Source organism: Brachybacterium sp. (assembly GCF_036379615.1).
GTDB lineage: Bacteria > Actinomycetota > Actinomycetes > Actinomycetales > Dermabacteraceae > Brachybacterium.
In genome coordinates this window covers 1-25,675 of the sequence record NZ_DASVGJ010000082.1, presented here as the reverse complement: position 1 = coordinate 25,675, position 25,675 = coordinate 1, and the positions used below count along the sequence as shown (strand labels likewise).

The following is a 25,675-nucleotide window of genomic DNA, read 5'->3' as shown; positions in this document are numbered from 1 at the left end:
CCAGCCCTGCAGGGCACGGGTGGTGGCCGGACCGAACTTCCCGTCGACCACGAGGTCGCCGCTGCTCGGGGCCGAGGGTGCGGGCTTGGGTGCCGGGGCGCTCGAGGTGGCGCCGTTGTTGAGGAAGCCCTGCAGAGCCTTCACGGTGGAGTAGTTGCTGCGGAAGTCCCAGGCGCCATTGCTGCCCAGGCCCATGGTCGCGCGCAGCTTGCGCGTGGTCTCGCCGCCGATCTTGCCGTCGGCCGAGGCGCCGACCTTGGACTGCAGCGCCTTGATGTCAGCGGTGGAGAGAGAGCCGTCCTGCGTCACGCCCAACCAGCCCTGCAGGGCACGGGTGGTGGCCGGGCCGAACTTGCCATCGACCACGAGTGCACCGGAGCTCGCGCGGTCCTCGTCGCGGGAGGTCGAGCCCCCACGGCCGCCCGGCTGTGCGTTCGCGTCCGCGCCGCCGTTCGCCTTGGTCAGGCCGGCGCGCTTGCCGCAGGTGGGCCAGGCGCCGGGACCCTGACGGTCCAGGGTGCGCTTCGCGACCGCGATCTGCTCGGACTTGGTGGCCTGGTGCGCGGAGGAGGCGAACTCAGCGCCGCCGAAGGCCCGCCAGGTGGAGGGCGAGAACTGCAGTCCGCCGTAGTAGCCGTTGCCGGTGTTGATCGACCAGTTGCCGCCGGATTCGCACTGGGCGACCCTGTCCCACACGCCGTCATCCGCTGCGGCGACCCCTGCTCCGGAGACCCCGAGCCCGGCGGCGATCACGGCACCGCCGGTGGCGGCGGCCATCTTCGGCGCGACGCGCGCTCCACGGAAGTAGACCGCGGAACCGTCGGCGCGATGGGTGGGGATGCGGGCGGGTGCGGACATCAAGAGCTCCTGAGAAGCGCGGGGAAGAGAACCAAGGGAAAGGATGGCTGACGCTTCAGCGTCGGCACACGACCCACCGTGCCCTGCTCACCAGTGGCTTCGGTGAACTGAATGCCAATTCCGCGCCATAACTTTATGTAATTTTTACCGAAACCGCCGAATGAGAGAATCACATGAAGAGAATTACCGAGTACAACTCCGCGCTGACGAGGCGCTGCGTCGCCGCCAGGTTCCCCCTGGATCCCGATACGCTCCTCCCGTGCCTTCGCCGTCTCCTCTCCCGCCCCTCTCGCTGGCCTGGCGGGTGCTGGTGGTGGCGCTGTGCGTGGGAGTGCTGACCCTGGGCGGCCTGACCCGGTCCAACGATCTGTTCCCCTTCGGGGTGCTGGACCAGTTCTCCACCGGCACCGATCCCGAGGGCGAGGTGATCAACACCTGCCTGCAGGGGATCCGCGAGGGCGGGGAGCCCTTCGACATCCGTTTCGGACAGCGCAGTGTCGGCATCGAGCGCGCCGACGTCGAGAACAAGCTTCCTGCGATCGAGGCGGACCCGAGCCTGCTGGCTCCGCTGGCGGCGGAGTACGACCGTCGTCACGCCGAGGAGCCTCCCCTGCGGGCGCTGGTGCTCTGCCAGCGGATCACGCAGCTGCAGAACGGCACCGCGCAGGGGGAGGCCGAGCTCGTCGAGGTGGTCCGGTGGGAGGTGCCATGAGCTCGATGCCCGCCGGTGGCGTGACCGCCGCCCCGTCCCCCGGGGGCTCCTCGTCCCGCCTGCGCTCGGTCCTGTTCCCGGCGCTGCCCCCGGCCCGGGTGCGGGTGCTGCGGGTGATCGTCCATGCGTTCGTGGTGCTGGACGTGCTGACCTTCTCCCGGGACGTGCTCGCCCATGCCGGGAATGCCGGCTTCTACACGCCGGTCGCGCTGGCCCGCCTGCTGCACCTGCCGCCGGTGACCGCGCCGCTGGCCTGGACGCTGCTGGTCGTGATCCTGGCCGGCTGCGCTGCGGGGATCGTGGGGTGGCGGCCGCGGCTGTCCGGCGCGGTGGTCGCGATCGCGTTCTGGCTGTGGATGCTCTACAGCAACTCCTACGGCTATGTCGCCCACGACCATCTGGCGCTCATGGTCGCCGTCGCGGTGCTGCCCACGGTCGCAGGGGTGCCGACCTCCCGGGCCGACGGGGACCGGCCCGGTGCGGCCGGCGCGGGCTCGTTCGGTGCGGCCGGCGCGGGCTCGACCACCGCGGCCGACGGCGCAGTGCGCAGCGAGGCCGCGGGCTGGGCGCTGCGGGCGATCCAGATCGCCGTCGTCGCGACCTACTTCTTCTCGATCATCCCGAAGATCCTGTACTCGGGGTCGCTCGCGAACTGGGGCAGCAGCGCGATCCTCACCTGGGCCTCGATCCGGCGCGGCACCGGACTCGCGCACTGGCTGGTGGCGCACATGCCGTGGGTGTTCGTGCCGGCGCAATGGGCCGGCCTCGCCCTGGAGCTCCTCTCCCCCGTGGTGCTGTTCCTGCGGGGCCGTGCGCTGATGCTCGCGGTCATCGCCTACCTGGGGTTCCACCTGGCGACCCTGGCACTGTTGGGGATCCACTTCCTGCCCACGGCGATCTGCTGGGCGGCGTTCCTGCCGCTGGAACGGCTGCGGCGGCCCGGCCTCCTGGCGCCGGTGCTCAGTCGCACTGCTCCGTGTAGTCCGGGGAGTCGGCGTGGTGGAGGAAGACTCCGCTGAAGACGCCGGTCTCCGCGTCGACGCAGTAGCCGTAGCTGACGGACGACGGGGAGCGCAGGTGCACCTCGAGCGCCCCCTCCCCGTCCAGGACGGCGATGGCGTCAAGGCTGAAGGGCACCACGATGCCGTCGGCGTCCGGCGCCGACCCGTCAGGGTGGAAGCGTGCGCTGCCCTCCCCGAGCACCATCCACAGGAACGCGTCCATGGAGGCCGTGCCCACACGGGGCGGGTCCGTGAGCGTCCAGGTCCCTCGGCCCGGGGACGCGCCGTTCTGTTCCGCCGTCCCGGGCGCCGCGAAGGGGCAGCCGGCAGGAGCGGCGGAAGTGCTGGCTGCGCAGTCCTCGAGCGCCGCGTCGACCTGGCTCTGCACCTCCTTGCGTGCGGCGGCGTCGAGCTCGAAGCGCAGATCGCGCACGGGTTTGCGCCACACGGCGAAGGTGGGCGGCACCTCGAGGGAGAGCTGCGGGGCCTCCAGCCAGGGAGGGATGTTCGCCAGGGTGATCTCGTAGGTGCCCGGCAGCAGCTGGAGCGCGGCCCGCGGCGCGTACGGCTGTGCGGACGGGTTCAGCGCCGACAGCGGGAGGTTGACGCCGTTGATCGCGATCTCCTGCGCACCCAGGGGAACGTCGATCAGGACCTCGGGCAGCGGCACCGGCTCCAGCTCCCAGTCGGGAGGGGTGAAGGGACCGGTGTCGGTCGCGGTCACGGTGAAGACGGCCTCGCGCTGGGTCGTCCCGGTGCGGAGCTCGGCGGTGACGGTCGCGGTGCCGGCCTCGCGCTCGACGCCCAGGATCTCGAAGGACTCCAGCCGGTCCTCGGCTCCGTCGAGGATCTCCGCGGTGAGCGCCAGGGCGCTCGCGTCCGGCGCCTCCTCGCTCTGCGCGTGCACCGTCTCCAGGTCACCCTCGATGACCGCCTGCAGGAATTCATGGGCGGCCTGCTCCGGACCGTCCGTGGCCCCCAGCAACCTGGGCAGTCCTACCAGCCCTGCGGCGACCAGGGCGAGCACGGAGCCGACGGCGAGCAGCCGACGCGCCCGCCGGGATAGGCCCCGCCGGGAGGGGCCCCGCCGGGAGGAATCGCGCCCGGGGCGCGGGGAGGGGGCGGTCTCCGGGTCGTCACCGCCGGCAGCGCCCAGAGCTGCGCGGGAGGGTTCGGACATGCCGGAGCGATCACCCGTCGGCTGCGCATCGTCCCCGCCCTGCGGCTGTGCATCGTCCCAGCCGAGCGGCAGAGCTCGCCCCGTCGGGCGGTCGCGTCGCCTCGCCCCCATGCGTTCCCCTCCGCTGCTGTCGGCGGCGCCGCCGACTCTCCCACCAGGCCCCGGGGCGTCGGCGCCGCCCGCATCGGGTGGGCGCCATCGTAGTCGCCGGCCGACGGCTCAGTGCGCGGCCGTCGGCCGACGGCTCAGAGCGCGCCCTTGCCCGCCTTCTCCCGCGCCCGGTCGGCGAAGCTGACGCCCATCGCGGCCAGGGTGAGCGCCATGATGATCGTCAGCGCGATGATGAAGGCCTCGAGCCAGGCGTGACCACCCTCGGTGAGCGAGAAGATGATGCCGGGGATCATCGCGGTGCCGATCGCGGCACCGGTGCGCTGGCCCAGCTGCAGGATGCCGCCGGCGACGCCGCCGAAGCGAGGATCCACCGAGTTCAGGGTGAGGGTCTGGTTCGGGGAGATGGTCATGCCCTGGCTGAGGCCCATCAGGGTCAGCGGCACCGCGAGCCACCAGAAGGCGACCGTGCCGTTCTCCACGAAGCCGGTCATCACGGCCGTTCCGGCCAGGCCCACGAAGGCAACGCCGAAGCCGACGATCACCATCCGCCGCCCGTAGGTGAGCACTCTTTTACCGAGGGCCTGGGAGCTGATCGCGGCGGCGATCGAGGAGGGCACCCCCATCAGGGAGGCTTCGAAGGCGGTGTGGCCCAGGTGCATCTGCAGGTACAGCGGCACGATGATCCACACGCTGGTGACGCCGAGGAAGTACACCGAGACGATGAGGATGCCGTTGCGGAACGCCTGGTTCACGAAGATCGCGGTGTCGACCATGGGGCTGCGACCGCGGCGCGTGTACCGCCGCTCCCACAGCCACCAGAGGCCGAGCACCAGCAGCCCGGCCGGGAACGACAGCCACACCAGCACGCTCATGCCGCGCTCGAGGAAGGGCAGCATGATCCCCAGGATCGCCAGGCACAGCAGGATCGCACCGATGGGATCGAGGTCCGGCCGCCCCTTCCCCCGCGCCCTGTCGTCGGGGATGTACTTGAACGCGCCGATGATGGCGACGACCCCGATCGGGGCGTTCATCAGGAACATCCAGCGCCAGCCCCAGTCGGGGCCGAGGATCTGGATCAGCGCTCCGCCCACGACGGGGCCGACGGCGGTGGCGACGGCCACCGTGGTGGCCAGCAGGGCGAACGCCCGGGCCCGGTCGTGGCCGCGGAAGTGCTGCTGGATCAGGGCGACCGTCTGCGGGTTCAGCAGGCCCGAGCCCAGGCCCTGCAGGATGCGGGCGACGTTGAGCATCTCGGCGTTCGGCGCGAATCCGGAGAGCAGGGAACCGAGGGTGAACACGCCGACGCCGATGATGAACATGCGGCGCCGCCCGGTGGCATCGCCCGCTCGTCCCGCGGGGACCAGCAGCATGCCGAATGCCAGCGCATAGCCGGAGATCACCCACTGCAGATCGCCGGAGTCCGCCTCGAGCCCCTCGCCGATCGCGGTGAGGCCCACGTTGATGACGCTCACGGCGATCAGGGCCATGAACAGCGGGGCGAGGAGGACGGCGAGCAGGGGATTGCGGCGCACCGGTGGGGTCGGTGCGCTGGGGTCGGGGATCACCCGTCCACTCTATGCACTCACTGCACTTTTGAGGAGGGTGGGGTGACCGGCGGGACACCGGCGCCGCCGGACCTCGTTCGGGGGCCGGCCGCTGCACCCGGTGCGGCGCGCACCGCCGGGACCCGACGCGAGCTCAGAGTCGAGATCAAGTGTCGGGGTCACGAGACGGGATCAGAGGTGCTGCTGCGGCGGCGGCATCGGCGAGCCTCCGGAGCTCGCCTCGGTGCTGCGTGCGGTGCCGCGGGCATCGTCCGAATAGGGGCCCGGCGGGATCAGGTAGCCGGTGCGCTGGGAGAGCAGCGGGGTGGACGTCTGGACCTCCCGCATCGAGGGACGATTCGAGTAGTCCGCTCCCGGGAAGCGCCCGAACTGGCTCTCTGCACCTGCGGGACGGGCGGCGTCCGCTGCATCGAGCATCGCCAGCGCATCGCCCGGGGTCGGGTACTTCGAGGACCAGACGTGCCCCGGGGGCAGGGGTGCCTGGAACAGGGCCCCACTGGGGCGGATCCACAGGGAGCCCGGCTTCGAGCGGTCTCGCAGGGCGTGGGCGCGCCAGGTGGTCACCGGGTGGGAGGAGGTCCAGTTCACCCAGTGCACGAAGAGGCTCGGATCCGTCGCTGCACGATCGGCCAGCTCGTTGACGTTGACCTCCGCGTTGAGGTACTTGCCACCGGAGAGCACCCCCATCACGCCGGGGGCTCCTGCCGGTGCGCAGGCGTAGCCGAAGTTGTCCGCGGTGAACTCCTGGGAGCGGGAGAAGGCAGGGCCCAGCAGCGGGATCATGCGGATCACGTTGGTGAAGACCATGCGGAAGTACGAGACGTGACCGGCGGCGAGGTGACCCACCTCGTGGCCGATCACGAAGCGCAGCGCTTCGGGGTCACGGGTCCTGCCGCCCACTTCGAACATGTCGGAGTGGATGATCACGAAGCGGCGGAGCCCGTGGCCGGAGGCGAAGGCGTTGAGCACGCCGTTGCCCATGAGCACATAGGCATCCGGCACCCGACGCATGCCGAACTGCTGCGCGGCCGCAGCGACCATCCGGTACCCCTCGGGGAACTGGGTGGGGCTCATGCGCACGGCCGTCGCCCGCATCTGCGCGTACATGATCGCGCGGGCGAAGAAGGCGAGGATCGGGAACAGCGGAAGGATGACGACGAGCTGGATGACGAACGGCAGGATGCCCACGTACTGCCAGAGGCTCGCGACCGTCGCCTCTCCCTCTGTCACCCGCAGCACCACGGTGGTGATCATCAGGAGGGTCCAGGCGATGTAGGCGAGCACCGTGATCGCCACGCCGGTCCACAGCAGCGGTAGCTCCCACGGATGGCGGATCCCCTTCTGGCCCATGATGCCGTGGCTGGTCGCACCGTTGACCAGGCTCGGATCGCCCGGCCGCGCGGGCCGGCTCGAAGAGGGAGGCCCGCCGAAGGAGCCGGGGCCCGTCGGACCGCCGGGACCGCCGTACCCACCTGTGCCACCGGGGCCACCGGGCGAGCCGGGACCTGAGGCGATGCCTCCGTAGGGCGAGCCGTAGGAGGCGGGCCCGGTGGAGGCGGAGCCGCCGCCAGGGGGCTGCGCGCCAGGGAACCGAGGTGGGCCGGGGGGAGGCTGGGTCATGGTCGTGTGCTCCTTCAATCCATCGCCCTGCTCGGGGCCACGGCCGACGATATCCCCGCGAGCCCCCGCGGAACGCCTCACCGGTCACATTCTGGAGGATCCTCGACCTGGGTCGGAGTCCGTCCGGCCGAAAGGGGCAGTCCCTGGCCGGACGGCGCAGACCTCCGCCGGAACGGGCAGTGCGCACGGCGGCGACGCCCTTCGCCGAGCGCGCGGGCGGCCTCAGCGCATCAGCCGCCGCAGCATCCGTCTCTTCGCTCCGCGGTACGGCGGGTAGACGAGCTTCAGGGTGTCCGGCGTGAGCGGCTTCTTCACCACGGGCTTGGCGTGGGTGAACGCCTCGAACCCGGCGCGGCCGTGATAGGCGCCCATCCCGGACTCCCCCACCCCGCCGAAGGGCATGCCGGGGGTGCCCACGTGCGCGAGGGTGACGCCGAGGGCCAGCGAACCGGAGGAGGTCTCCTCGGCGAAGCGCTCCTCGACCGCCCGACGGGGCGAGAACACGTAGGCGGTCAGCGGCTTGTCACCGGAGCGGATGCGGGCGATCGCCTCGTCTGGTCCGGAGACGGCCAGCAGCGGCAGCACGGGACCGAAGATCTCCTCCCCCATCACCGCATCGTCCCAGTCCACGTCCTGCATGATCGTGGGCGGCAGGTAGCGGGTGTCGGCGTCTGCCTCGCCGGTCCCGCCGAGGATCGCCCTGTCGTCGTCGATGAGGCCGAGCACCCGCTCGAAGTGCTTCGCGCTGACCATCCGGCCGTAGTCGAGGCTGCGCTCGGGCCGCCCGCCGTACAGGGCGCGCACAGCCCGGCGCAGGTGGGGGCGGAGGCGTTCGAGGGTGCGCGGGGTGGCCATCAGGTAGTCGGGCGCGATGCAGGTCTGCCCGGCATTGGTGAACTTGCCCCACACGATCCGGCGTGCGGTGACGGCGAGATCAGCGCCCTCGTCGACGAACACCGGCGACTTGCCGCCCAGCTCGAGCACGGTGGGCGTGAGGTGCTCGGCAGCGGCGCGGGCCACGATCCGGCCCACGGCCGCGTTGCCGGTGTAGAAGATCAGGTCGAAGCGCTGCTCGAGCAGGATCGTGGTCTCCGTGACGGCTCCCTCCACCACGCGCACCCAGTCGGGATCGAGGTGGCTGCGCAGCAGATGTGTGAGTGCGGCGGAGGTCGCCGGCGCCACCTCGCTCGGCGTCACGATCGTCGTGTTCCCGGCGGCGATCGCCGCGACCAGCGGTGCGAGGGTGAGGTTCACCGGGTAGTTCCACGGCGAGATGATCAGCGTGGTGCCCAGCGGTTCGCGGCGCAGCTCGCCGGAGGCCGGGGCCAGCATCGCCCCCAGGGCGAGCTTCTCGGGGCGCAGCCAGGAGCGCAGGTGCTTCATGGTGTGGGCGATCTCCTGGGAGACCACCCCGATCTCGGTGAGCGCGCTCTCGGTGCGGGATTTGCCGAGGTCCTCGGCGAGCGCGCGGGCCAGTCGCGGTTCCTCCCGACGCAGGCCGCGGCGCAGCGCGGCGAGCTGGGCGAGGCGGGCATCGAGGCCGCGGGTGGTGCCGGCGTCGAAGGAGTCGCGCAGGGCGCGGACGTCCGCCTCGATCTCGGAGCGCAGGGCGGTGGTGGAGGGGGTGCCGGTCGTCTCGGTGGGCATGGGTCCAGGGTAGGGCGCGCGGCGACGAGGGCGAGAGCGTGGACCCGTCGGGGGCACGCCTGGTCCGGCGATCACCGACAATGGAGGGAAGGCGGCCCGACGTCCGGGCCGATGGGGAGGACGACTTCGATGACCGTGCTGCTGACCGCGCCGATCCTGCTCACCCTGACGCTGCTGGTCTCAGGGCTCGCGAAGCTGGGCGCGCGCCGGGGCACCGAGGATGCGATGACCTCGCTGCGGCTCCCGCTGCGCTCCTTCCACCGTTCGGTGGCCAGTGTGCTCCCGGTCGCGGAGATCGTGCTCGCACTCGCCCTGTGGGTTCCGTTCGTGCCGCTGCAGGTGATGGTCGCCGTGGTGATCGCGCTGCTGATGTTCGGTTACCTGGGGATCATCGCCCGGGCGCTCACGTTCGAGGAGCAGGTGGAGTGCTCCTGCTTCGGCTCGTTCGCCTCACCCACGGTCTCCAAGGCCACGCTGGGGCGCAACGTGCTGCTGGCGGGGATGGGAGTGCTGGCTGTGGTGGCCGCGAGCAGCGGGCTCATGACGGCAGCGCTGGTGCGCACGCCGCTGGCGCTGGTGGGCCTCGGAGTCGCCCTCCTGGCGGCGATCGTGCTCACGATGCTCACCCTCGGCGGCACGGCGAAGGAGGCCGCGGGGACGAGCGGACGCTCGGGCACGGACCGAGCGGTCCGCGAGCGGGGTGTCGCAGGCACCGATCCGACGACGGGCGAGCACGGGAACGAGGACGAGAACGAGGACGAGATGCTCGACTACGAGCGCTCCGGCATCCCCGGCGGTGTGCTCCAGCAGCCGGGCGGTGCTCTGATCACGCTGAGCCAGCTCACCGCGCACCGAGCGGCCCTGCTCGTCTTCGTCTCCGAGGGCTGCGGTCCCTGCGAGAGGGTGCTGGACCACGCGGCCGGCTGGATCGAGAAGCTGTCCCCCTTCATGCAGGTCCGCTTCGTGTTCTCGCGGCCGGTGGATCAGCTGCGCGAGCGCACCACCCAGCGCGTGGGCGAGCACGTGATGCATGACCTGCAGTTCACGGCGCGGACCGCGCTCGGGGGCCGCAGTGCGCCGTCGGCCGTGCTGCTGGGGGCCGACGGGCTCCTGGCCGGCGGGCCCGTGCAGGGCGGGAGCGCAGTGATCGAGTTCGTCGAGGAGATCCTGGAGCAGCTGGCGGGCGCGCAGGCGGACGGCGAGCTGGCCGGACCCGTGTGAGGATCCCCGACCGGGCAGCCTGGACCGGCCCGTCCGCCCCGGCGGCTCAGGGCACGCTGGCCTGGGCGAAGCTGCCGCTGCCCCAGGCGCGCAGCGGCCCGTCCGCCGCGGGGACGAAGACAGCCTGTCCGGCGCGCAGCGCATGGGTGCGGCCCGCGGCGACCAGGGTCATCGACCCCTCCAGGCCGAGTACGATCCGCGGCCCCGAGCCGGGGATCGGATGCGGCTCCACGGGGGTGCCGCCGGTGTCGGTGAGCTCGGTGATCGCCAGCTCGAAGTCGTCCACCGGGGCGTAGTAGGCGATCGAGGTGAGGTTCTGCCGTTCCGCGGCGACCCGCAGCGGGGGCGCCGCGGTGACGCTCACGCACTGCAGCACCTCCTCGGCGTCGATCTTCTTCGCAGTCAGCCCCGCCCTCAGCACGTTGTCGCTGGTCGCCATAATCTCCAGTCCGGTGCCGTGGAGGTAGGCGTGCAGCGTCCCGGCCGGGACGAACATCGCCTCTCCCCGCTGCAGGGTCACGGGGTTCAGCAGCAGGGCGGCCACCACCCCGGGATCGCCCGGGTGATGCTGCGCCAGCAGGGAGACGAAGCGGTCGATGCGCGGGGACGGGGACGCCTCTGCCGCGGACCGCGCACGGCAGGCCTCGACCACGGCGTCGACGGCCTCCGGCGCGGGCCGCAGCGAGGCGGAGACCAGAGTGCGGAAGGCGGCGCGCATCCCGTGGGCGGTGGGGTTCTCGACCAGCAGGCGGTGCAGCCGATCGGTGAGATCCGTGCCGAGGCCGTCGAGGATCGCCGCCGCTCGCCGCGGGGTGCGGAATCCGCACAGCGCGGTGAAGGGGGTCAGCGCGATGAGCATCTCCGGCTTGTGGTTCGCATCCCGGTAGGTGCGGCGCGGGGAGTCCGGGGCGATCCCTGCGGCGCTCTCGGCCGCGAAGGACTCCGCAGCGTGCTCCCGTGTGGGGTGCACCTGCAGCGACAGCGGCTGCTCCGCGGCGATCACCTTGAGCAGGAACGGCAGCTGCCCGCCGAAGGCGCGCGCGATGTCCGGGCCGAGCATCCCGTCAGGATCTGCGGCGATCGCGGCGTCCAGTCCAGCCCCGCCGGGCACCGTGGCCGGGGACAGCGGATGCGCGCCGAACCAGGCTTCGGCCCAGGGCCGCCCGTCGGCCTCGCGCCCCAGGAACTCGGGGATCGCGACCTTCGAGCCCCAGGCGTAGTGCTGGAGGTGGCTGTCGAGATCGACCAGGCTCACGTGCCGCCCTCGAGGATCTGGGCGATCAGCCGCGCCGGCTCGTCGGTGCCCACGGCCGGTGCAGGGGTCGGCTCTCCCCCGGCACGACGCATGCCGTAGCGCTCCCAGTGCTCAGCGATCCAGGACGGGCCCCGCGGTGCATGCACCCAGGCCGGCAGTCCGCGCACGGCCGCCTCGAGGACGTCTGCGGAGAACACGGAGACGACGGGCCGGTGCTGCTCCGCCAGCGGGAGGGCCGGGTCCTGGAACTCGATGCCCCGTCGCCGCATCAGCGAGTGCGCGGACCGGACCACGAGATCGGTCGCGGCGGGGTCGGCGCGGTAGAGCGCGCCGGTGGAGCGGCAGTAGTCGACCGCCGCGAGCAGGCCCACCCGGCGCGGCAGCTCGATCGCGGAGAGCTCCCCCAGGAACACCGGCCGGTCCTCCTGCGGGAGGGCATCCCCCGACGCCTCGTGCGCTGCCTGCCAGAGCCGCTGGGACCCGACCACCCGTACGGCGATGTCCTCGCGCCCGGCTCGATGGAACTCGCCGTCCTGCGCGGTCCACGCCAGCAGGGTCGTCTCCGGCGGCAGCGGCGGCGCGAAGGGGGTGAGCACGTCATGCTGGACGACGGCTCCCGGAACACCCTCCTCGCGCGCCCAGTCGTGGAGGCTGCGGCCCACGTCGAGATGCCAGCCGAGAGTCAGCACCGAGGTGATGCCGAGACCGTCGAGCGCGGCAGCCGGCGCGGCGATGCGCTGGTGGTGCCATGCGGGACCGGTCAGCTCCTCCAGCACGAGCCCGGCGGGGGTCACCACGACGGCGCTGCCGTGCACATAGGGCAGGACGGCGGGCAGCCCGCCGTGCGCGGCGCCCTCTGCCGTGTCGATGCCGAGCAGGGTGCGGGCGGGGCCGCTCCCCTCCCTCGTGTGCAGGACGTAGCCCGTCGGCCCCTCCGCGGGGGAGGCGGGCCGGGCGCGGTGTATCCCTCCCGCCCGACGCCTCGAACCGCGCCACTCCTGCCAGCGTTCGAGGCTGCGCGGATGGATCAGTGCCATGGGCCGCCCCTCCCCTTCGACGTGCGATCACTCCGGAGGGACCAGCATTCCACACGGAGGCCCCGGTGACCGGCAGATCCGTGCGCCATCACAGCAGCCCCGGCGCGCTCTCTCCGCGGACTCACCGCAGCCTCAGCGCGGAGCCGCCGCGCCTTCGCCGCGACCTCACCGCGGCATGTTGCGAAGGTTCGACGCCGCCATGTCGAGCATCTTCCCCACGCCGCCGCCGAGCACGATCTTGGTCGAGGCGGTCGCGAAGCCGCGGATCTGCTGGGCGGAGATCTTCGGCGGCATCGAGAGGGCATCCGGGTCGGTGACCACGTCGATCAGCACCGGGCCGGGGGTGGCCAGCGCTTCGGCGAGCTGCTTCCTGAGCGTCCTCGGGTCGGTGATGCGCACGGCGCCGATGCCGACCGCGGCGCCGATCGCGGCGTAGTCGACGTCCTCGTGATCGGTGCCGTGGTCGGGCAGGCCCTCGACCAGCATCTCGAGCTTGACCATGCCGAGGCTGGAGTTGTTGAAGACCAGGATCTTGGTGTTCAGCTCATGCAGCTTCACGGTGAGCAGCTCCCCCATCAGCATGCCCAGGCCGCCGTCGCCGCTCATCGAGATCACCTGCCGCTCGGGGAAGGCCGACGAGGCGCCGATCGCCTGCGGGAGGGCGTTGGCCATGGAGCCGTGGTGCCAGGAGCCGAACAGTCGGCGCTTCCCATTGGGGGTGATGTAGCGGGCGCCCCACACGTTGCACATGCCGGTGTCCACGGTGAACACGGCATCGTCGGCCGCGAGCTCGTCGAGGGTCGCGGCGACGAACTCGGGGTGGATCGGCGTCATCTTCTCGACGTTCTTCGTATAGGCGGAGACCACTCCGGTGAGCGCCTTGTGATGGGCCTTCAGCTGGCGGTGCAGGAAGCGGGCGCTCTTCTCCCGGGTCAGCAGCGCCATCACGGCCTGCAGCGTGAGGGCCACGTCCCCGTGGAGCGCCAGATCCAGCGGCACGCGCCGCCCCAGGCGTGAGGCCTCGGCGTCGACCTGCACGATCGTCGGGGCCTTCTTCCCGTCGGCCGGGAGGAACTCGGTGTAGGGGAAGTCGGTGCCCAGCAGGATCACCAGATCGGCTTCGTGCATCGCGTCGTAGCAGGCGCCGTAGCCCAGCAGACCGCTCATCCCCACGTCGAAGGGGTTGTCGTACTGCATGATCTCCTTGCCGCCGAAGGCGTGCCCGATCGGCGCCTTGATCCGCTCGGCGAGCGCGAGCACCTCCTCACGGGCATCGCGCACCCCCGCCCCGGTGAACAGGGTGACGGTCTCTGCCTCGTCGATCAGCTCCGCCAGGCGGCCGACGGGACCCGCGGCGGGCTGGATCCGGCCGAGATCGGTGGCGAGGTCCCGGGTGAGCGGGCCGTCGACCTCCTGGTCGGCGACGTCACCGGGCAGCACCAGCACGGAGACGCCCTGCTTCGCGATCGCCGTCTGCACGGCGATATGGAGCATGCTCGCGCCGTGGGGGCCGGAGTTGACCATCTCGCAGAAGTGGGAGCACTCGCGGAAGAGGATCTCGGGATGGGTCTCCTGGAAGAAGCCGGTACCGATCTTCTCCGAGGGGATGTGGGAGGCGATCGCGAGCACCGGGGCGCCATCGCGATGGGCATCGAACAGGCCCTGGATCAGATGGGTGTTGCCCGGCCCGCAGGAGCCCGCGCAGACGGCGAGCTTCCCGGTGAGGCGGGCCTCGGCACCGGCGGCGAAGGCTCCGGCCTCCTCGTTGCGCACATGCACCCAGTCGATGCCCTCGGTGGTGCGCACCGCGTCGACCACGGGGTTCAGCGAATCGCCGACCACCCCGTAGATGCGCTCGACACCGAGATCGCGGAGCTGGGTGACGAGGAGCTGGGCGAAGGTGCTGGCCATGGTGGTGCCTCCAGGGGTGGGTGCGTCCGGGAGGGCGCCCGCCCCAGGCGCGGCGCCCGTCCTCCTCACTCTAGTCGCGACCCGGGCACCGCGCCCATGCACGGCCGACCGATCGGCCGAACGAGCCGGCGCGGACGGGTCGGCGCGAGCAGGACCGGAGCGGGGGCAGGGCCGGCGCGAGCAGGGCCGGTCAGGACTCCTCGGCCCCCTCGCCCTCCTCGGTGGCGGCCTCGACGGGAGTGAACCGCACCGTCTTCACGCGGCGCTCGTCGACCTCGACCACCTCGAGGGTGCCGCCCTCGACCGTGATGGTGTCCCCGGCCTCGGGGATCCGGCCCAGCTGCGCCATCAGGAATCCGCCGACCGTCTCGTAGCCGCCGGTGTCCGGGAGGGCGATGTCCGTCGCGGCCTCGAACTCCTGCAGGATCAGCCCGCCCTCGAAGGTGCCGTCGGCCGCGAGGATGCTGTCCAGCCCGCCGGGCGTCGGCCAGGTCTCCTGGTCGAACTCGTCGTAGATCTCCCCCACCAGCTCCTCGAGCAGGTCCTCGAGGGTGACGATCCCGTCGGTGCCCCCGTACTCGTCGACCACGACGGCGATCTGGTCCGCATGGGCGCGCATCCGGTTCAGGGCCTTCAGCACCTCGACCGTGCCGGGGATGTGCTCGATGGGGCGCACCAGCTCGGACATCCGGGTCGCCGCGGGGTCCTGGACCAGCAGCATGTCCCGCACGTGCACGAAGCCGAGCACGTCGTCGACGTCCTCCCCGATCACCGGGTAGCGCGAGAAGCCGGTGTCGCGGATCTCCTCGCGGATCTCGACCACGGTGCGCTCGCCGTCCAGGAAGTGCACCTGATGGCGGGGCTGCATCACCTCGACCACGGTGCGCTCGGAGGCGTCGAAGACGTCCGCCAGCACCCTCGACTCGGCCTGGTCCAGGGCGTCGGAGTCGCGGACCATCGACTTGATCTCCTCGGCGGAGACCGCCTCGCGGTTCGCGTGCGGGTCACCGCCCAGCAGCCGCACCACGATGTTCGTCGAGGCGGAGAGCAGCCAGATCACCGGGCGCATCAGCTGCCCGAACAACCGTAGCGGCGGGCCGACGACCTTGGTCATCCCCAGCGCGTTCTGCATGGCCAGCCGCTTGGGCGCCAGCTCACCGAGCACCAGCGAGAGGTAGGCGATGACCAGCGTCATCCCGATCAGCGCGACCGTGCTCGCCGTCGACTCCGGCAGTCCCAGGTCCGTGAGCACCGGCACCAGGGAGGGCGCGATGGTGGAGGCGCCGTAGGCGGAGGAGAAGAACCCGGCGACCGTCACACCGATCTGCACGGCGGAGAGGAACTGATTGGGATCCCGGACCAGGGTGGCCGTCTTCTCCCCGCGGGGGCCGCTCTCCTCGAGCTGCTTGATCTGCGATTCGCGGAGGTTGACGATCGCCATCTCGGTACCCGCGAACACACCGCCGATGAGCACGAAGAGCAGCACGAGGGCGATGTTCAGGAGAACAGAGGGGTCCATGGGGCAAACGCTACCTGCCGCGCGGGTCGACCGCTGGGGACGGGCTGGGCCGGGGCGCCGCTCACAGCAGCGGCAGCAGCTCCTCCCACACCGCGCCGAGGATCGCGCCGACCCCGCGCCCCTCGAGGTGCGAGGTGATGGTGAGGACCGCCTGCTGAGCGGGCAGCACCAGCAGGAACTGGCCGTAGGCGCCGTCGGCCCGCCACGCACCCTCGGGCGTGCACTGCCAGATCCCGTAGCCGTAGCGGGCGTTCTCGGGCTCGGCGTCGCCGGTGGCGACCCACGCGGCCTCGGCGTGCAGCGCATCGATCCAGGCCGAGGGCACCACCTGGGCGCCCTCGTGCTCGCCGCGCTGGAGCATCAGGCGGCCGATGCGTGCCAGCTGTCCGCTCTTGAGGTGCAGGGCCGTCGCACCCCAGGTGTGGCCGTCGCGGGTGGTGTGCCACTGCGGGTTCAGGATCCCCAGGGGCTCGAACAGCCGAGGCATCAGCCAGTCCCGCATCGACTGCCCGGTGCGTTCGGTGATCACGCGGGAGAGCAGGAAGATCGACCCGTTGGAGTACTCCCACCGCGTCCCGGGATCGGCGACGAGGTCCGTGGACAGCAGCAGGGACGTGAGATCCGGGTGGTCGCGCTGCTCCTCGAGGAAGCCGAGCACCGGGGAGCCGGAGGTCATGGTGAGCAGGTGACGCAGCCGCACCTTCTCCACGCCCTTCCCGTAGCCGCCCTCCGGGGCGGCCAGGTGGTCCACCAGCAGATCCTCCGGATCCAGCAGCCCCTCCCCCACCGCGATGCCGACGGCCAGCGCGGTGACCGTCTTGGAGACGGAGAAGACGTTCTCCGCGGTGTCGTCGACGAACCGGTGCTCGAGATCCGCCCGGCCGGCGCGGTGCAGGTGCAGGGCCCGCACTCCGAGATCCTTCTCGAGGATCCGCTGGCGCAGCGGGAGCAGCAGGAGGGAGTCGGGGACGGGGGCGTCGAGGGACGTGCTGGCGGGGGTGGCGGCGGGGCTCATGGCTCGACCGTAGTGCGCGTGAACGCTCCCGTCACCCGGTGCTGCCGTGGGTGGACGGCATCTCCCCGTTCACCACACATGCGACGCAGATCCGGTGGGGACCGGCGAGAGGTCCCGTGACGGACCGGCGCCGGGCACGGGAGCGAGCCCCGGCGCCTCCCCACCAAAGTCGGTGGTCAGCGGGACGCGGCACGGCAATAATGGGCGCACTGTCGGCCGCTCCTCCTCGCTCTGCTCGTGGCGCCGCAGCCTCTTCCTCGTCGGCGCCGCCGACCCGATCGAAAGGCGCCCGTGGACACGCTGCGTCGCTATGTCTTCCCCGTGATCTGGATGCTCATCCTCGGCCTGATCGCCGTGGCGCTGGCGAAGATGGCGTTCTTCCCGTCCGGCGGGGACGACCAGGCGCAGGATCCGCTCGCCCCCAGCGCGGACTTCGACCAGTACGCCCTGATCGCGGTCGAGCCGTCGGACCTGTCCTCCGAGCTCGTGCTGCCGGCCATGGTCCAGCCCGATGCGGGCACGGCGCTGAAGGCCACCAGCACCGGCGAGATCACCAGGATCTGGCGGGGCGACGGCGATCAGGTCGACCTCGGCGAGCGGGTCCTGCAGGTGCGTTACCCGGCCGAGCCGGAGCCCTCCGAGCTGCCCGTCATCGCCGAGGGCGAGGACGGGGGTGAAGGCGAGGATGACATGGACGGCGCCGCGCCGATACCCGCACCTCAACCTGCTGAGATCGAGTACCGCTACGTGAACCTGGTCGCGACCGCGGCCGGCACGATCAGCGGCATGGAGGTCGCCGAATGGGACGACCTCACCGAGGGTGACGAGGTCGCGGCCATCTCACCGGGTACCTACTCGATCGTCGCCGACCTCACCCCCGAGCAGCAGCTGTCCCTGCTGGACATGGAGCTGGACGCCTCCGCCGAGCTGCCCACCACCCCCGACCCGGTGACCTGCGCGAGCCCCGCCATCACCGAGGACGCCGAGATCGAGGAGCTCGACGCACCGGCCGCCCCACAGGTCGATCCGTTCACCGAGGAGACGGTCGCCTCCGAGGGCGCAGAGATCTCCGCAGCGCAGCTGGTGTGCCCGGTTCCCGCCGAGGCCCGCGTGGTCCCGGGGCTCAGCGTCGAGGTGACGGTGGACCTCGGCACCCGCACCGGTGTGCTCACCGTCCCCACCACGGCCGTCGAGGGCGAAGGCACCGCCGGCACCGTCTACACGCTGGATGAGACCACCGGTGAGCCCGTCGCCGTCGACGTCACCCTGGGGATGCGCGGGGACGGCACGGTCGAGGTCATCGAGGGTCTCGAGCAGGGGCAGGAGATCCTCGAGTTCGCCCCCGGCGTCGACGCGGAGGACCCGTCCCTCGAAGGTGGGATGTGGTGACCGCTCCCCTGCTCGAGCTGCGCGATCTGCGGCGCAGCGTGCGACTGCCCAGCCGAGAGGAGCTGCACATCCTGCGCGGCATCGACCTCACGGTGCACGGCGGCGATCACGTCGCCGTCGTGGGCCGCTCCGGCTCCGGCAAGACCACCCTGCTGAACCTGCTGGGACTCATCGATCGACACAGCAACGGCGAGCTGCTGTTCGACGGGACGGACGTCTCCCGGCTCGGCGAGCGCCGACGGGCCCGACTGCGCGGAGCCTCCATCGGCTTCGTGTTCCAGCAGTTCAACCTGCTCGACGGCCGCACCGCTCTCGAGAACGTCATGATGCCGCTGATGTACGGCAGCGCCGGCCAGTTCTGGCGGCGCGAGAGGCTCGCTCGCGAGATGCTCGAGAAGGTGGGGCTCGCCGACCGTGCGGACCAGCTGCCCTCTCGTCTCTCCGGGGGTGAGCAGCAGCGGGTGGCGGTGGCCCGTGCGCTGGTGCGCAGGCCGCGGCTGATCCTGGCCGATGAGCCCACCGGTGCACTGGACGTCACCACCGGCGAGGCGGTGATGGCCCTGCTGGACGAGATCGCTCGCGATTCCGACGCCGCCCTGGTCACGATCACCCATGACCTGCAGGTCGCGGCGATGTCCCGCCGCTCGTTCCTGCTGGACGAGGGCACTCTGCACGACGTGGGCGCCGCCGGAGCTCGCGACGCGCTGTCCGCGACAGCGGGTCTGCGCACCGGGCGGGAGGCCGTGGCATGACCGGGCTTCTCGCCTCGATCGTCGAAGCCTACGGCGAGCTGCGTGTGCACAAGGGACGCATCCTGCTGTCCCTGATCGGGGTCGCGTTCTCCGTGTTCGCGCTGACCACGGTGATGGGCGGCGGCGGGATGCTCACCAGCGCCCTCACCCAGTCCTCCGAGACCTGGGCCGGGCGTGACGAGACCCTGACGATCCAACCGATGGGCGGGGGCTCAGGTGTCACGCCGTCGGAGCAGGACGATGCCGTGCTCGAACAGGTCGAACGCCTCGGCATCGACCAGCGCAGCCGCCGCCTCTACGACTCGCTGCGGGTGCAGACACCGCAGGGGGTGCAGACCTCCGAGCTGATCGGCGTGGATCCGTCCTTCGCCGACATCTTCCGCACCACCGTCGAGCAGGGTCGTTGGATCGCGGACTCCGATGCGCGACGGCTCGCTCCGGCTCTGGTGGTCAACGCCCCGCTGTACGAGATGCTCGGGAGCCCGGACCTCGGCACCGAGCCGGTCACGATCTACGGCGCCACGGGATCGACCGACGCCGACCAGGCGATCGTGGTGGGTGTCCTGCCCGCGAACCCGAGCATGGAGCTGGGGCCCTCGGCGTACATGGCCGCCGGCGGCATGTCCTCGCTGCCCGGCCGCTCGGAGGCTCCGATGACCTCCGAGTACATCCTCTGGGTGCCGCCCGAGCAGGGTGAGGAGATCCGGGGACGGCTGTCCGCCGCCCTGCGCGACACCCACGCCGGTGCGTTCGACGTGTACTCCACCTCGATGTCCGCCGGTGACCTCGGCTTCGACGTGGTCGCCTACGCGGTGATCGGCGTGGCGCTGGTGATCCTGGCGCTCGGTGCCCTCGGCCTGGTGAACACCTCAATGGTCACCGTGCGGTTCCGGGTGCGGGAGATCGGGATCCGTCGCTCCTACGGCGCCACCGGCGGTCGGATCTTCGTGGGGGTGCTGATGGAGTCGGTGGTCGCCACGGTGCTGGCCGGCGCGGTGGGGGTGACCGCTGCGGTGGCGCTCGTGAAAGCACCGTTCGTCAGCGACCTCTTCCGGGAGATCGGCCTGGTGGAGCTGCCACCGTTCCCGGTCGAGGCGGTGCTGCTGGGCCTCGGTGCCGCAACGCTCGTGGGGGTCCTGGCCGGGGCGCTGCCCGCCCTGATCGCCACCCGCATCAAGGTGATCGACGCGATCCGGAGCTGAGGGGACAGGCGGTCAGGTCGCCCGCCCCGCGGAGGGCACGGTGAAGCGGGCCTCGAACCGCGCCTGCTCCGCGTGGACCCGGACCAGGAGGACGCCCAGCGCCCGGCCCGACGGGTTCGCCGCGCCGGTGGCGGCGTAGGCCGTCCCGCCCGGCGGCAGTGCCAGGGTCACCCACGGGGCGCCGGGGATCTCCCAGATCGCGGTCACGGTGTCGTCACCCGCCGCCGTGAGCCGGCGGACGTCCTGGAGACTCTCCTGGCCCGGGAGGTCCCCGGGAAGCTCCGCCGGCACGGTGCCCCCGTCGGCCCGCACCTCACCGTCCCCGTGGAAGACCCACACGAGGGGGACCGTCCCCTCGGCCTGTGCTTCCGTGACGTCGGTCCACCCGTCGGGGTCCAGGTGGACGGTGCGCCGGAGACGCCTGCCGTCCCAGGCCACCTCGGCGCTGACGCGGTCCTCGCTCCAGTCGAGCAGCCGGGCGTCGACCGCCGGCTGGCGCTGATCGCCGATGCTCGTGATGCTGTGCGCCGCCGGCGAGCGCATCCACTGCGTGAGTTCGGCCGTGTACCCGCCGGAGCCGAGGTCGAGGCTGCGCCAGGCGCCGGGGATCTCGACGTCCACGGCGAGCTTGTCCCGATGGTCGTGCATCCCCGCATCGCGGCCGAAGCGCATCGTCACACGGGCACGCTCGGAGACCAGCGCTGCGAGCCCCGTATCGGGCCAGAGGAACGATCTGCCCTCGGGCGCACCGGTCGCCTGCGCAAGTGCTCCCGGACCGAAGACGAGTGCGGCGACGCTGGGCAGTCCCGCCATGGGCCGAGAGGTCCCGTGCTCCCAGCGCGAGCCGATCCAGAGGTCGATCGGGTGCTGCCCGACCGGGTCCGGGGCGTATCCGCTCCCGGAGATCTCGCAGTCGGGGAGGACGGCGGAGGCGATCGCGACGTGAGTGACGAAGTCCGTGAGATGGCCGTGGGGCCAGCAGTCGCCGTAGGCGGGCAGCAGCCCGTCCGAGTAGGCGAGGGTCACCGGTGCCTCGAGCGCCCGGGCCAGCACCCGGGCGTCCTCGGCCCCGAGTCCGTCGACGCCCACCGCCTCCCGGTAGGAGAGCAGGGCCGCGAGCGCGTAGTAGTGGTAGAACGCGCTGGTCTCGTACCAGAGGCCCTCCCGTCGGAACCCTTCGCGCAGCTGCGTCTCGACGCCGAAGGGGCCGCGACGGATCCGCTCGAGGAGGTCGACGTCCCGTGTGCGCATCCCGCACTCGGCGAGCGCTGCGAGGACCCAGCACTGGATGTTGTGGACCTGTCCGAGCTGCGGTTCCAGCAGGCGCGCGATCTGCGCGGCGAGGTCTCGCGCGAGCTGGCGGGCGTGGTCCGGCAGCGCGTCGCCGCCCCAGCGCACGGCGCGCAGCAGGGCGATCGCCCAGATCGACTCGTCGAGGTTCTGCGGCATCACCTTGCCGGTGCCGACCTTGTCGCCGTGGGCCGGGTAGCGATGGTAGTCCCGTGCATACCGTTCGAGGATCTCGACCAGCGCCTCCCCGCCGGCCCTCCTCTCCACCTCGTCGTCGCCGAGGCGGAGCAGCAGAGCGGCTCGCTGGGCCTGCGAGGCGGCCGCGTTGTGCATCTGTGTGCGCCAGGCGCCGTCCCACGGCTCGCCCGTGCGGCTGTCACCGCAGGTCGGGCAGGCATGGTGGTGCGGACGCTCCGGATCGAAGGTCAGGCGGGTGCCGTCGGCGCAGAAGGCGTGGTGCGTCCACTCGCTGTCCCGCCCGGGCGGGGGGATGTCGAGCCTGGTCCGCCACCAGGTGAAGTCCTCCCGCACCCGCTGGAGGATCTCCGCGCCCCAGGTGGTGGTCATCGCCCGGTCGACCGCCGCGGCCCAGTCCGGCTCGACGGAACCGCCCGGGCCGACGGAGACGGTCGGGCCGACGGAACCGGCCGGGCCGACGGGGGCATCAGGCGCCCGGTCGGTGCTGCGGGTCATGGCGCCCCTCTCACGTCGGCCCCGGCCGGGGCGGGAACGGGCCCGTTTCGCAGCGGATCCGCCGTCTCCTTCATCCACTCCTCGAGCCGCCGCCTCAGGTCGGTCGCGATCTCGGCGAGCTCCGGGGCGTCGATCATGTTGCGGGTCTCCTGCGGGTCGAGCAGGAGGTCGTAGAGCATCTCCGGAGGCTGGCCCTCCTCCCCCCAGCCCGCCTCGACGAGGAGGCGCTTGCTGGCACCGTCGTCGATGTGCGCGAGGATGCGGTGGTCGAGGTCCCGGTAGGAGCGGATGTACTTGTACCGGTCGGTGCGGACGCAGCGCTGCGGTTCGTAGTCCACGTGATACGTGAGCTCGGCGAAGATCGCCTCGTGCAGGCTCTCCGTCGTGCCGTCCCGCAGCGGGAGCAGCGATCGCCCCCGCAGGCCGGGCGGCGGCTCCGCACCGGCGAGGTCGCACAGCGTGGGCATCACGTCGAGCTGGCTGACCAGCGCATCGCTCACCCCTCCCCCGGTGAACCCTCCTGGGCCCCGCATCATCAGCATGACCCCGATCCCACCATCGGAGAGCGTGCACTTCCGCTCGGGGAAGGCCAGGCCGTGATCGGTCGTGCAGAGCACCAGGGTCTCCTCCGCGATCCCGGCCTGCTCCAGAGCGTCGAGGACCTGCCCCACCCCGTCGTCGAAGGCGCGGGCGCTCGCCAGGTATCCCGCCATGTCCTCCCGGGTCTCCGGGGTGTCCGGCATCGGCGCCGGAGGCATCACGTGTGCCGGGTCGCGCTCCGGCTCCGGGTAGGGGCGATGTGTCTCGAACACCCCGATCTCGAGGAAGAAGGGCCCTTCGTGCCCGCCCCTCAGGAATTCGGCCGCGCGCGGCGCGACATCGGCCATGGAGTGGCTCGGCGCAGGCAGCACCTCGTCGTAGCCGAGTTCGTGGGGGTCGCGCGCCACGTGCTGCAGCCCCGCGAGCACGGTGCGGTAGCCGGCGGAGCGCAGGACGTGGCTCAGATGCTGCGAGGGATCGGCCAGGGAGAAGCCCCGATGGCTGAGGCCGAGCATCCCCGCCTCGTGCGGGGTGCGCCCGGTCAGCAGTGCGGCCCGGCTCGGCGAGCAGGTCGGCGAGGCCGAGAACGCCTGCCGGAAGACCACGCCTTCCTCGGCCAGTCGTTGCAGGTTCGGGGTCGGCACCGCATGGCCGTAGGGCTGCACGTGGCGTCCGGTGTCATGGGAGTTGAGGTAGATGATGTGCGGTCTCACATGGTCCTCCTTGTCGGATCAGGTCCCTCGGGGCGGATCAGCCACCGGCCCGCTCGGTGAGCGCCTGCTGGTACTCGTCACGGATGGCGTCCCCGCCGCCCTTCTTCCAGGTCTCCACACCCTTGGCCCAGTCGCTCACGGGCCTGCGGCCCTGCAGGATGTCCGTCTCGAGATCTGCGAGCGCGGAGCCGATCTGACGGCCCTTGCGGCTCTGGGTCTCGCTGAACAGTCCCTCGACGGGGTTGTGCACGGCGGTGGGAGCCAGTTCCTGGGTGACGTCGTACTGCGCCTGGGTGGTCTCGGGGTCCTTCGCGGTGAAGTGGACCCACGGCCCCTGGGCCATGTACTTCAGGCCCAGCTGCATCTCGGTGCGGCCCTTCTCCGTGGTGATCGGGGTGGTGCCGTCGAGCTCATGGTGCACGCCCTCGATCCCGAAGGTGTGGAACAGGTACTCGGCGGTGCCGAAGGGGGCGGCGAGATGATCCAGCACCGCGAGCAGCGTCTCGACGCGACTCTCGGCCTTCTTGCTGATCGAGGTCACGCTGTGCGTCGCCGGCCCCATGTGGACAGGGGCCGCGCCACCGCCCTCCGCCTTCGGGGGCTGCAGCACGGAGAGACGGAAGCCCTCGGGGAGGGGGAAGTTCCGGAAGTCCGGCCACCCGGAGAGGGTTCCCCAGAACAGGGCGCAGGTCCCGTTGACCACCCAGGTCTTCCGCTGGGGAATGTTCGCGGTGAAGGCATCGGGATGGACGAGCCCCTCCTCGACCATCCGGCGCGCGGCCTCCAGCGCGTCCTGCTGGCGTTCGTGCTCGTGGGCGCTGGTGAGACCGTCGGCGTCCCCGGACCAGCTGTTGGGGATCTCGAACATCTGACGCAGGTAGCCCGTCGGCAGCACCGGGAGCGCCCATCGGTTCCCACCGGTCAGCTCCCGGCAGGTGTCGATGAAGCTCTCGAGCGAGCTCGCATCGACCTCGAGCCCCTCGTCCTCCAGCAGATCCTGCCTGGCGTACAGCACGGTGGTCTGCACGATGCCCCGCGGGATCGGGATGCTGTAGATCCTGCCACCATGGATGCAGGCGTCCCACGCCTTCGGCGGCACGTTGGCCAGGAACGGGTAGTCCGCCGACGCACTCCCGGCGAGCAGGTCGGTGAGATCCGCGGCCCGCTCGGCCAGCATCGAGGGCAGGCTCGGCACATCACCCGGGAAGAACGAGAAGATGTCCGGCAGCCGGTCCCCGGCGATCGTGGTGTTGAACCGGTCCGCGAAGTCCCCCGTCGGCACCACCGCGATCGTCGTCGGCGACCCCAGACGCTCGTCGAGACCCTGCCAGAACGCATTCGCATCCCGCCCCGGCGGCGCCGGGGTGTTGGTCATCACGAAGAAGCCGATCTCCTCCCCGTCCCCGGGAGGCCCGTCTGCCACCGTGGGCGGATCCGCCGGATACTCCAGCATCCCCCCGCTGATGCCTTCCTCGTCGTTCCCCTCCAGATCGAGGGTGACGCCCTCGAAGGGGATGTACTCGGGCCGGGTGACATCCGCGTTGTCGCCCAGCTCGGTCCCTCCTCGGCCCTCGTTGCTGCAGGCCGCCAGGCCCAGCGGGCCGAGGGCGGCGACGGCGCCGAGGCCGAGCCCGCCGCGGACCAGTCGCCGTCGGGTCAGGCCCGCCGTCGTGCTCGGCGCGGTAGTGCTCGACGTGGTCGTCGTGGTCTGCATGTCTGCTCCCTCCCTCATTCCGGGCTCACCCCTCGGCCCGCTCGGCGAGCGCCTGCTGGTACTCGTCACGGATGGCGTCCCCGCCGCCCTTCTTCCAGGTCTCCACGCCCTTGGCCCAGTCGCTCACCGGCTTGCGGCCCTGCAGGATGTCCGTCTCGAGATCGCCCAGGGTCGAGTTGATCTGGCGGCCCTTGCGGCTCTGGGTCTCGCTGAACAGTCCCTCGACGGGGTTGTGCGTGGCCGTCGGCCCCAGTTCCATCGAGGCGTCGTACTGCGCCTGGGACACCGCCGAGTCCTTCGCGTTGAAGTGGACCCACGGCCCCTGGGCCATGTACTTCGTGCTCAGCTGCAGCTCGCTGCGCCCCTTCTCCGTGACCACGGGGTTGGTGCCGTCGAGCTCGTGGTGCACCCCTTCCTCGCCGTACGCCAGGTACAGCTGCTCCGCCGTCCCGAAGGGAGCGGCGATGTGGTTCAGCACCTGGAGCAGGGTCTCGGCGCGGTCCTCGGACTTCTTGGAGAGGGAGGTGATGTTGTGGGTGGAGGGGCCCATGTGGACAGGCGCCACGCCACCGCCCTCGGCCTTCGGCGGCTGTAGCACCTCGAGGCGGAACCCCTCGGGCAGGGCGAAGTTGCCGAAGTCCGGCCAGGCAGACATCGTGTCGAAGATCAGGGGCGTGGTGCCGTTCGCGACCCACGTCTTCCGCTTCGGCTGATCCACGGAGAACGCATC

General features: G+C 71.5%; 19 protein-coding genes and 1 pseudogene. 6 read left to right on the top strand and 14 right to left on the bottom strand.

Annotation, left to right across the window (positions count from 1 at the left end):
* Positions 1-858 (bottom strand): transglycosylase family protein (locus tag VF289_RS19555; protein WP_330886191.1); only part of this gene is annotated, 858 nt, incomplete at its 3' end.
* Between the two features lie 259 nt (positions 859-1,117).
* Between VF289_RS19555 and VF289_RS19550 the strand changes: the two genes are divergently transcribed.
* Both VF289_RS19550 and VF289_RS19545 read left to right on the top strand, forming a co-directional pair.
* Positions 1,118-1,570, top strand: a complete 453-nt coding sequence (locus VF289_RS19550; protein ID WP_330886189.1) for a hypothetical protein — start codon at positions 1,118-1,120, stop codon at positions 1,568-1,570.
* On the top strand, positions 1,567-2,589 hold the full coding sequence (locus tag VF289_RS19545; RefSeq protein ID WP_330886187.1) for a hypothetical protein: 1,023 nt from the start codon (positions 1,567-1,569) through the stop codon (positions 2,587-2,589). The genes VF289_RS19550 and VF289_RS19545 overlap by 4 nt, the downstream gene beginning before the upstream one ends.
* On the opposite strand, the gene VF289_RS19540 is transcribed toward VF289_RS19545, so the two are convergent.
* The 4 genes from VF289_RS19540 to VF289_RS19525 form a co-directional block, all read right to left on the bottom strand.
* On the bottom strand, positions 2,531-3,751 hold the full coding sequence (locus VF289_RS19540) for a hypothetical protein (protein WP_330886185.1): 1,221 nt from the start codon (positions 3,749-3,751) through the stop codon (positions 2,531-2,533). The genes VF289_RS19545 and VF289_RS19540 overlap by 59 nt on opposite strands.
* A 245-nt stretch (positions 3,752-3,996) precedes the next feature.
* Entirely contained in the window at positions 3,997-5,427 is a 1,431-nt protein-coding gene (locus tag VF289_RS19535; RefSeq protein WP_330886183.1) for an MFS transporter, read from the bottom strand.
* Between the two features lie 171 nt (positions 5,428-5,598).
* The gene (locus VF289_RS19530) at positions 5,599-7,047 is read right to left on the bottom strand and encodes a M48 family metallopeptidase (protein WP_330886181.1); all 1,449 of its coding nucleotides are present in this window, start codon (positions 7,045-7,047) and stop codon (positions 5,599-5,601) included.
* A 222-nt stretch (positions 7,048-7,269) separates the two neighbouring features.
* Positions 7,270-8,694 (bottom strand): aldehyde dehydrogenase family protein, encoded by a 1,425-nt coding sequence (locus VF289_RS19525; protein ID WP_330886179.1) that lies wholly within the window; start codon positions 8,692-8,694, stop codon positions 7,270-7,272.
* A 129-nt stretch (positions 8,695-8,823) separates the two neighbouring features.
* On the opposite strand from VF289_RS19525, the gene VF289_RS19520 reads away from it, so the two are divergent.
* On the top strand, positions 8,824-9,915 hold the full coding sequence (locus VF289_RS19520; RefSeq protein WP_330886177.1) for a MauE/DoxX family redox-associated membrane protein: 1,092 nt from the start codon (positions 8,824-8,826) through the stop codon (positions 9,913-9,915).
* A 46-nt stretch (positions 9,916-9,961) separates the two neighbouring features.
* On the opposite strand, the gene manA is transcribed toward VF289_RS19520, so the two are convergent.
* From manA to VF289_RS19495, 5 genes are all read right to left on the bottom strand, one after another.
* A complete protein-coding gene (gene manA, locus VF289_RS19515; RefSeq protein ID WP_330886193.1) occupies positions 9,962-11,164 on the bottom strand; it encodes a mannose-6-phosphate isomerase, class I in 1,203 nt (400 codons plus the stop codon).
* Positions 11,165-11,166: 2 nt separating this feature from the next.
* A complete protein-coding gene (locus tag VF289_RS19510) occupies positions 11,167-12,207 on the bottom strand; it encodes a hypothetical protein (protein ID WP_330886175.1) in 1,041 nt (346 codons plus the stop codon).
* 165 nt (positions 12,208-12,372) lie between these two features.
* On the bottom strand, positions 12,373-14,118 hold the full coding sequence (locus VF289_RS19505) for a pyruvate dehydrogenase (protein ID WP_330886173.1): 1,746 nt from the start codon (positions 14,116-14,118) through the stop codon (positions 12,373-12,375).
* A 190-nt stretch (positions 14,119-14,308) separates the two neighbouring features.
* The gene (locus VF289_RS19500; protein ID WP_330886171.1) at positions 14,309-15,637 is read right to left on the bottom strand and encodes a hemolysin family protein; all 1,329 of its coding nucleotides are present in this window, start codon (positions 15,635-15,637) and stop codon (positions 14,309-14,311) included.
* Between the two features lie 61 nt (positions 15,638-15,698).
* A complete protein-coding gene (locus VF289_RS19495; RefSeq protein ID WP_330886169.1) occupies positions 15,699-16,652 on the bottom strand; it encodes a serine hydrolase domain-containing protein in 954 nt (317 codons plus the stop codon).
* Positions 16,653-16,943: 291 nt separating this feature from the next.
* On the opposite strand from VF289_RS19495, the gene VF289_RS19490 reads away from it, so the two are divergent.
* The 3 genes from VF289_RS19490 to VF289_RS19480 are packed head-to-tail and all read left to right on the top strand — an operon-like array spanning position 16,944 to position 19,995.
* Complete coding sequence (locus VF289_RS19490; RefSeq protein WP_330886167.1) at positions 16,944-18,041, top strand: efflux RND transporter periplasmic adaptor subunit; 1,098 nt, start codon at positions 16,944-16,946, stop codon at positions 18,039-18,041.
* On the top strand, positions 18,038-18,793 hold the full coding sequence (locus tag VF289_RS19485; RefSeq protein WP_330886165.1) for an ABC transporter ATP-binding protein: 756 nt from the start codon (positions 18,038-18,040) through the stop codon (positions 18,791-18,793). Before VF289_RS19490 ends, VF289_RS19485 begins: the two co-directional genes overlap by 4 nt.
* Entirely contained in the window at positions 18,790-19,995 is a 1,206-nt protein-coding gene (locus VF289_RS19480) for an ABC transporter permease (RefSeq protein WP_330886163.1), read from the top strand. The genes VF289_RS19485 and VF289_RS19480 overlap by 4 nt, the downstream gene beginning before the upstream one ends.
* Before the next feature lie 12 nt (positions 19,996-20,007).
* On the opposite strand, the gene VF289_RS19475 is transcribed toward VF289_RS19480, so the two are convergent.
* The 4 genes and pseudogenes from VF289_RS19475 to VF289_RS19460 all read right to left on the bottom strand — a co-directional run.
* Complete coding sequence (locus VF289_RS19475) at positions 20,008-21,978, bottom strand: heparinase II/III family protein (protein WP_330886161.1); 1,971 nt, start codon at positions 21,976-21,978, stop codon at positions 20,008-20,010.
* Positions 21,975-23,231 carry a sulfatase gene (locus VF289_RS19470; RefSeq protein ID WP_330886159.1) on the bottom strand — a complete coding sequence of 419 codons (1,257 nt, stop codon included), beginning with the start codon at positions 23,229-23,231 and terminating at the stop codon, positions 21,975-21,977. The genes VF289_RS19475 and VF289_RS19470 overlap by 4 nt, the downstream gene beginning before the upstream one ends.
* 37 nt (positions 23,232-23,268) lie before the next feature.
* Positions 23,269-24,945 (bottom strand): extracellular solute-binding protein, encoded by a 1,677-nt coding sequence (locus VF289_RS19465; RefSeq protein ID WP_330886157.1) that lies wholly within the window; start codon positions 24,943-24,945, stop codon positions 23,269-23,271.
* Positions 24,946-24,970: 25 nt separating this feature from the next.
* Positions 24,971-25,675, bottom strand: a pseudogene (locus VF289_RS19460) (hypothetical protein); the annotation flags it as partial.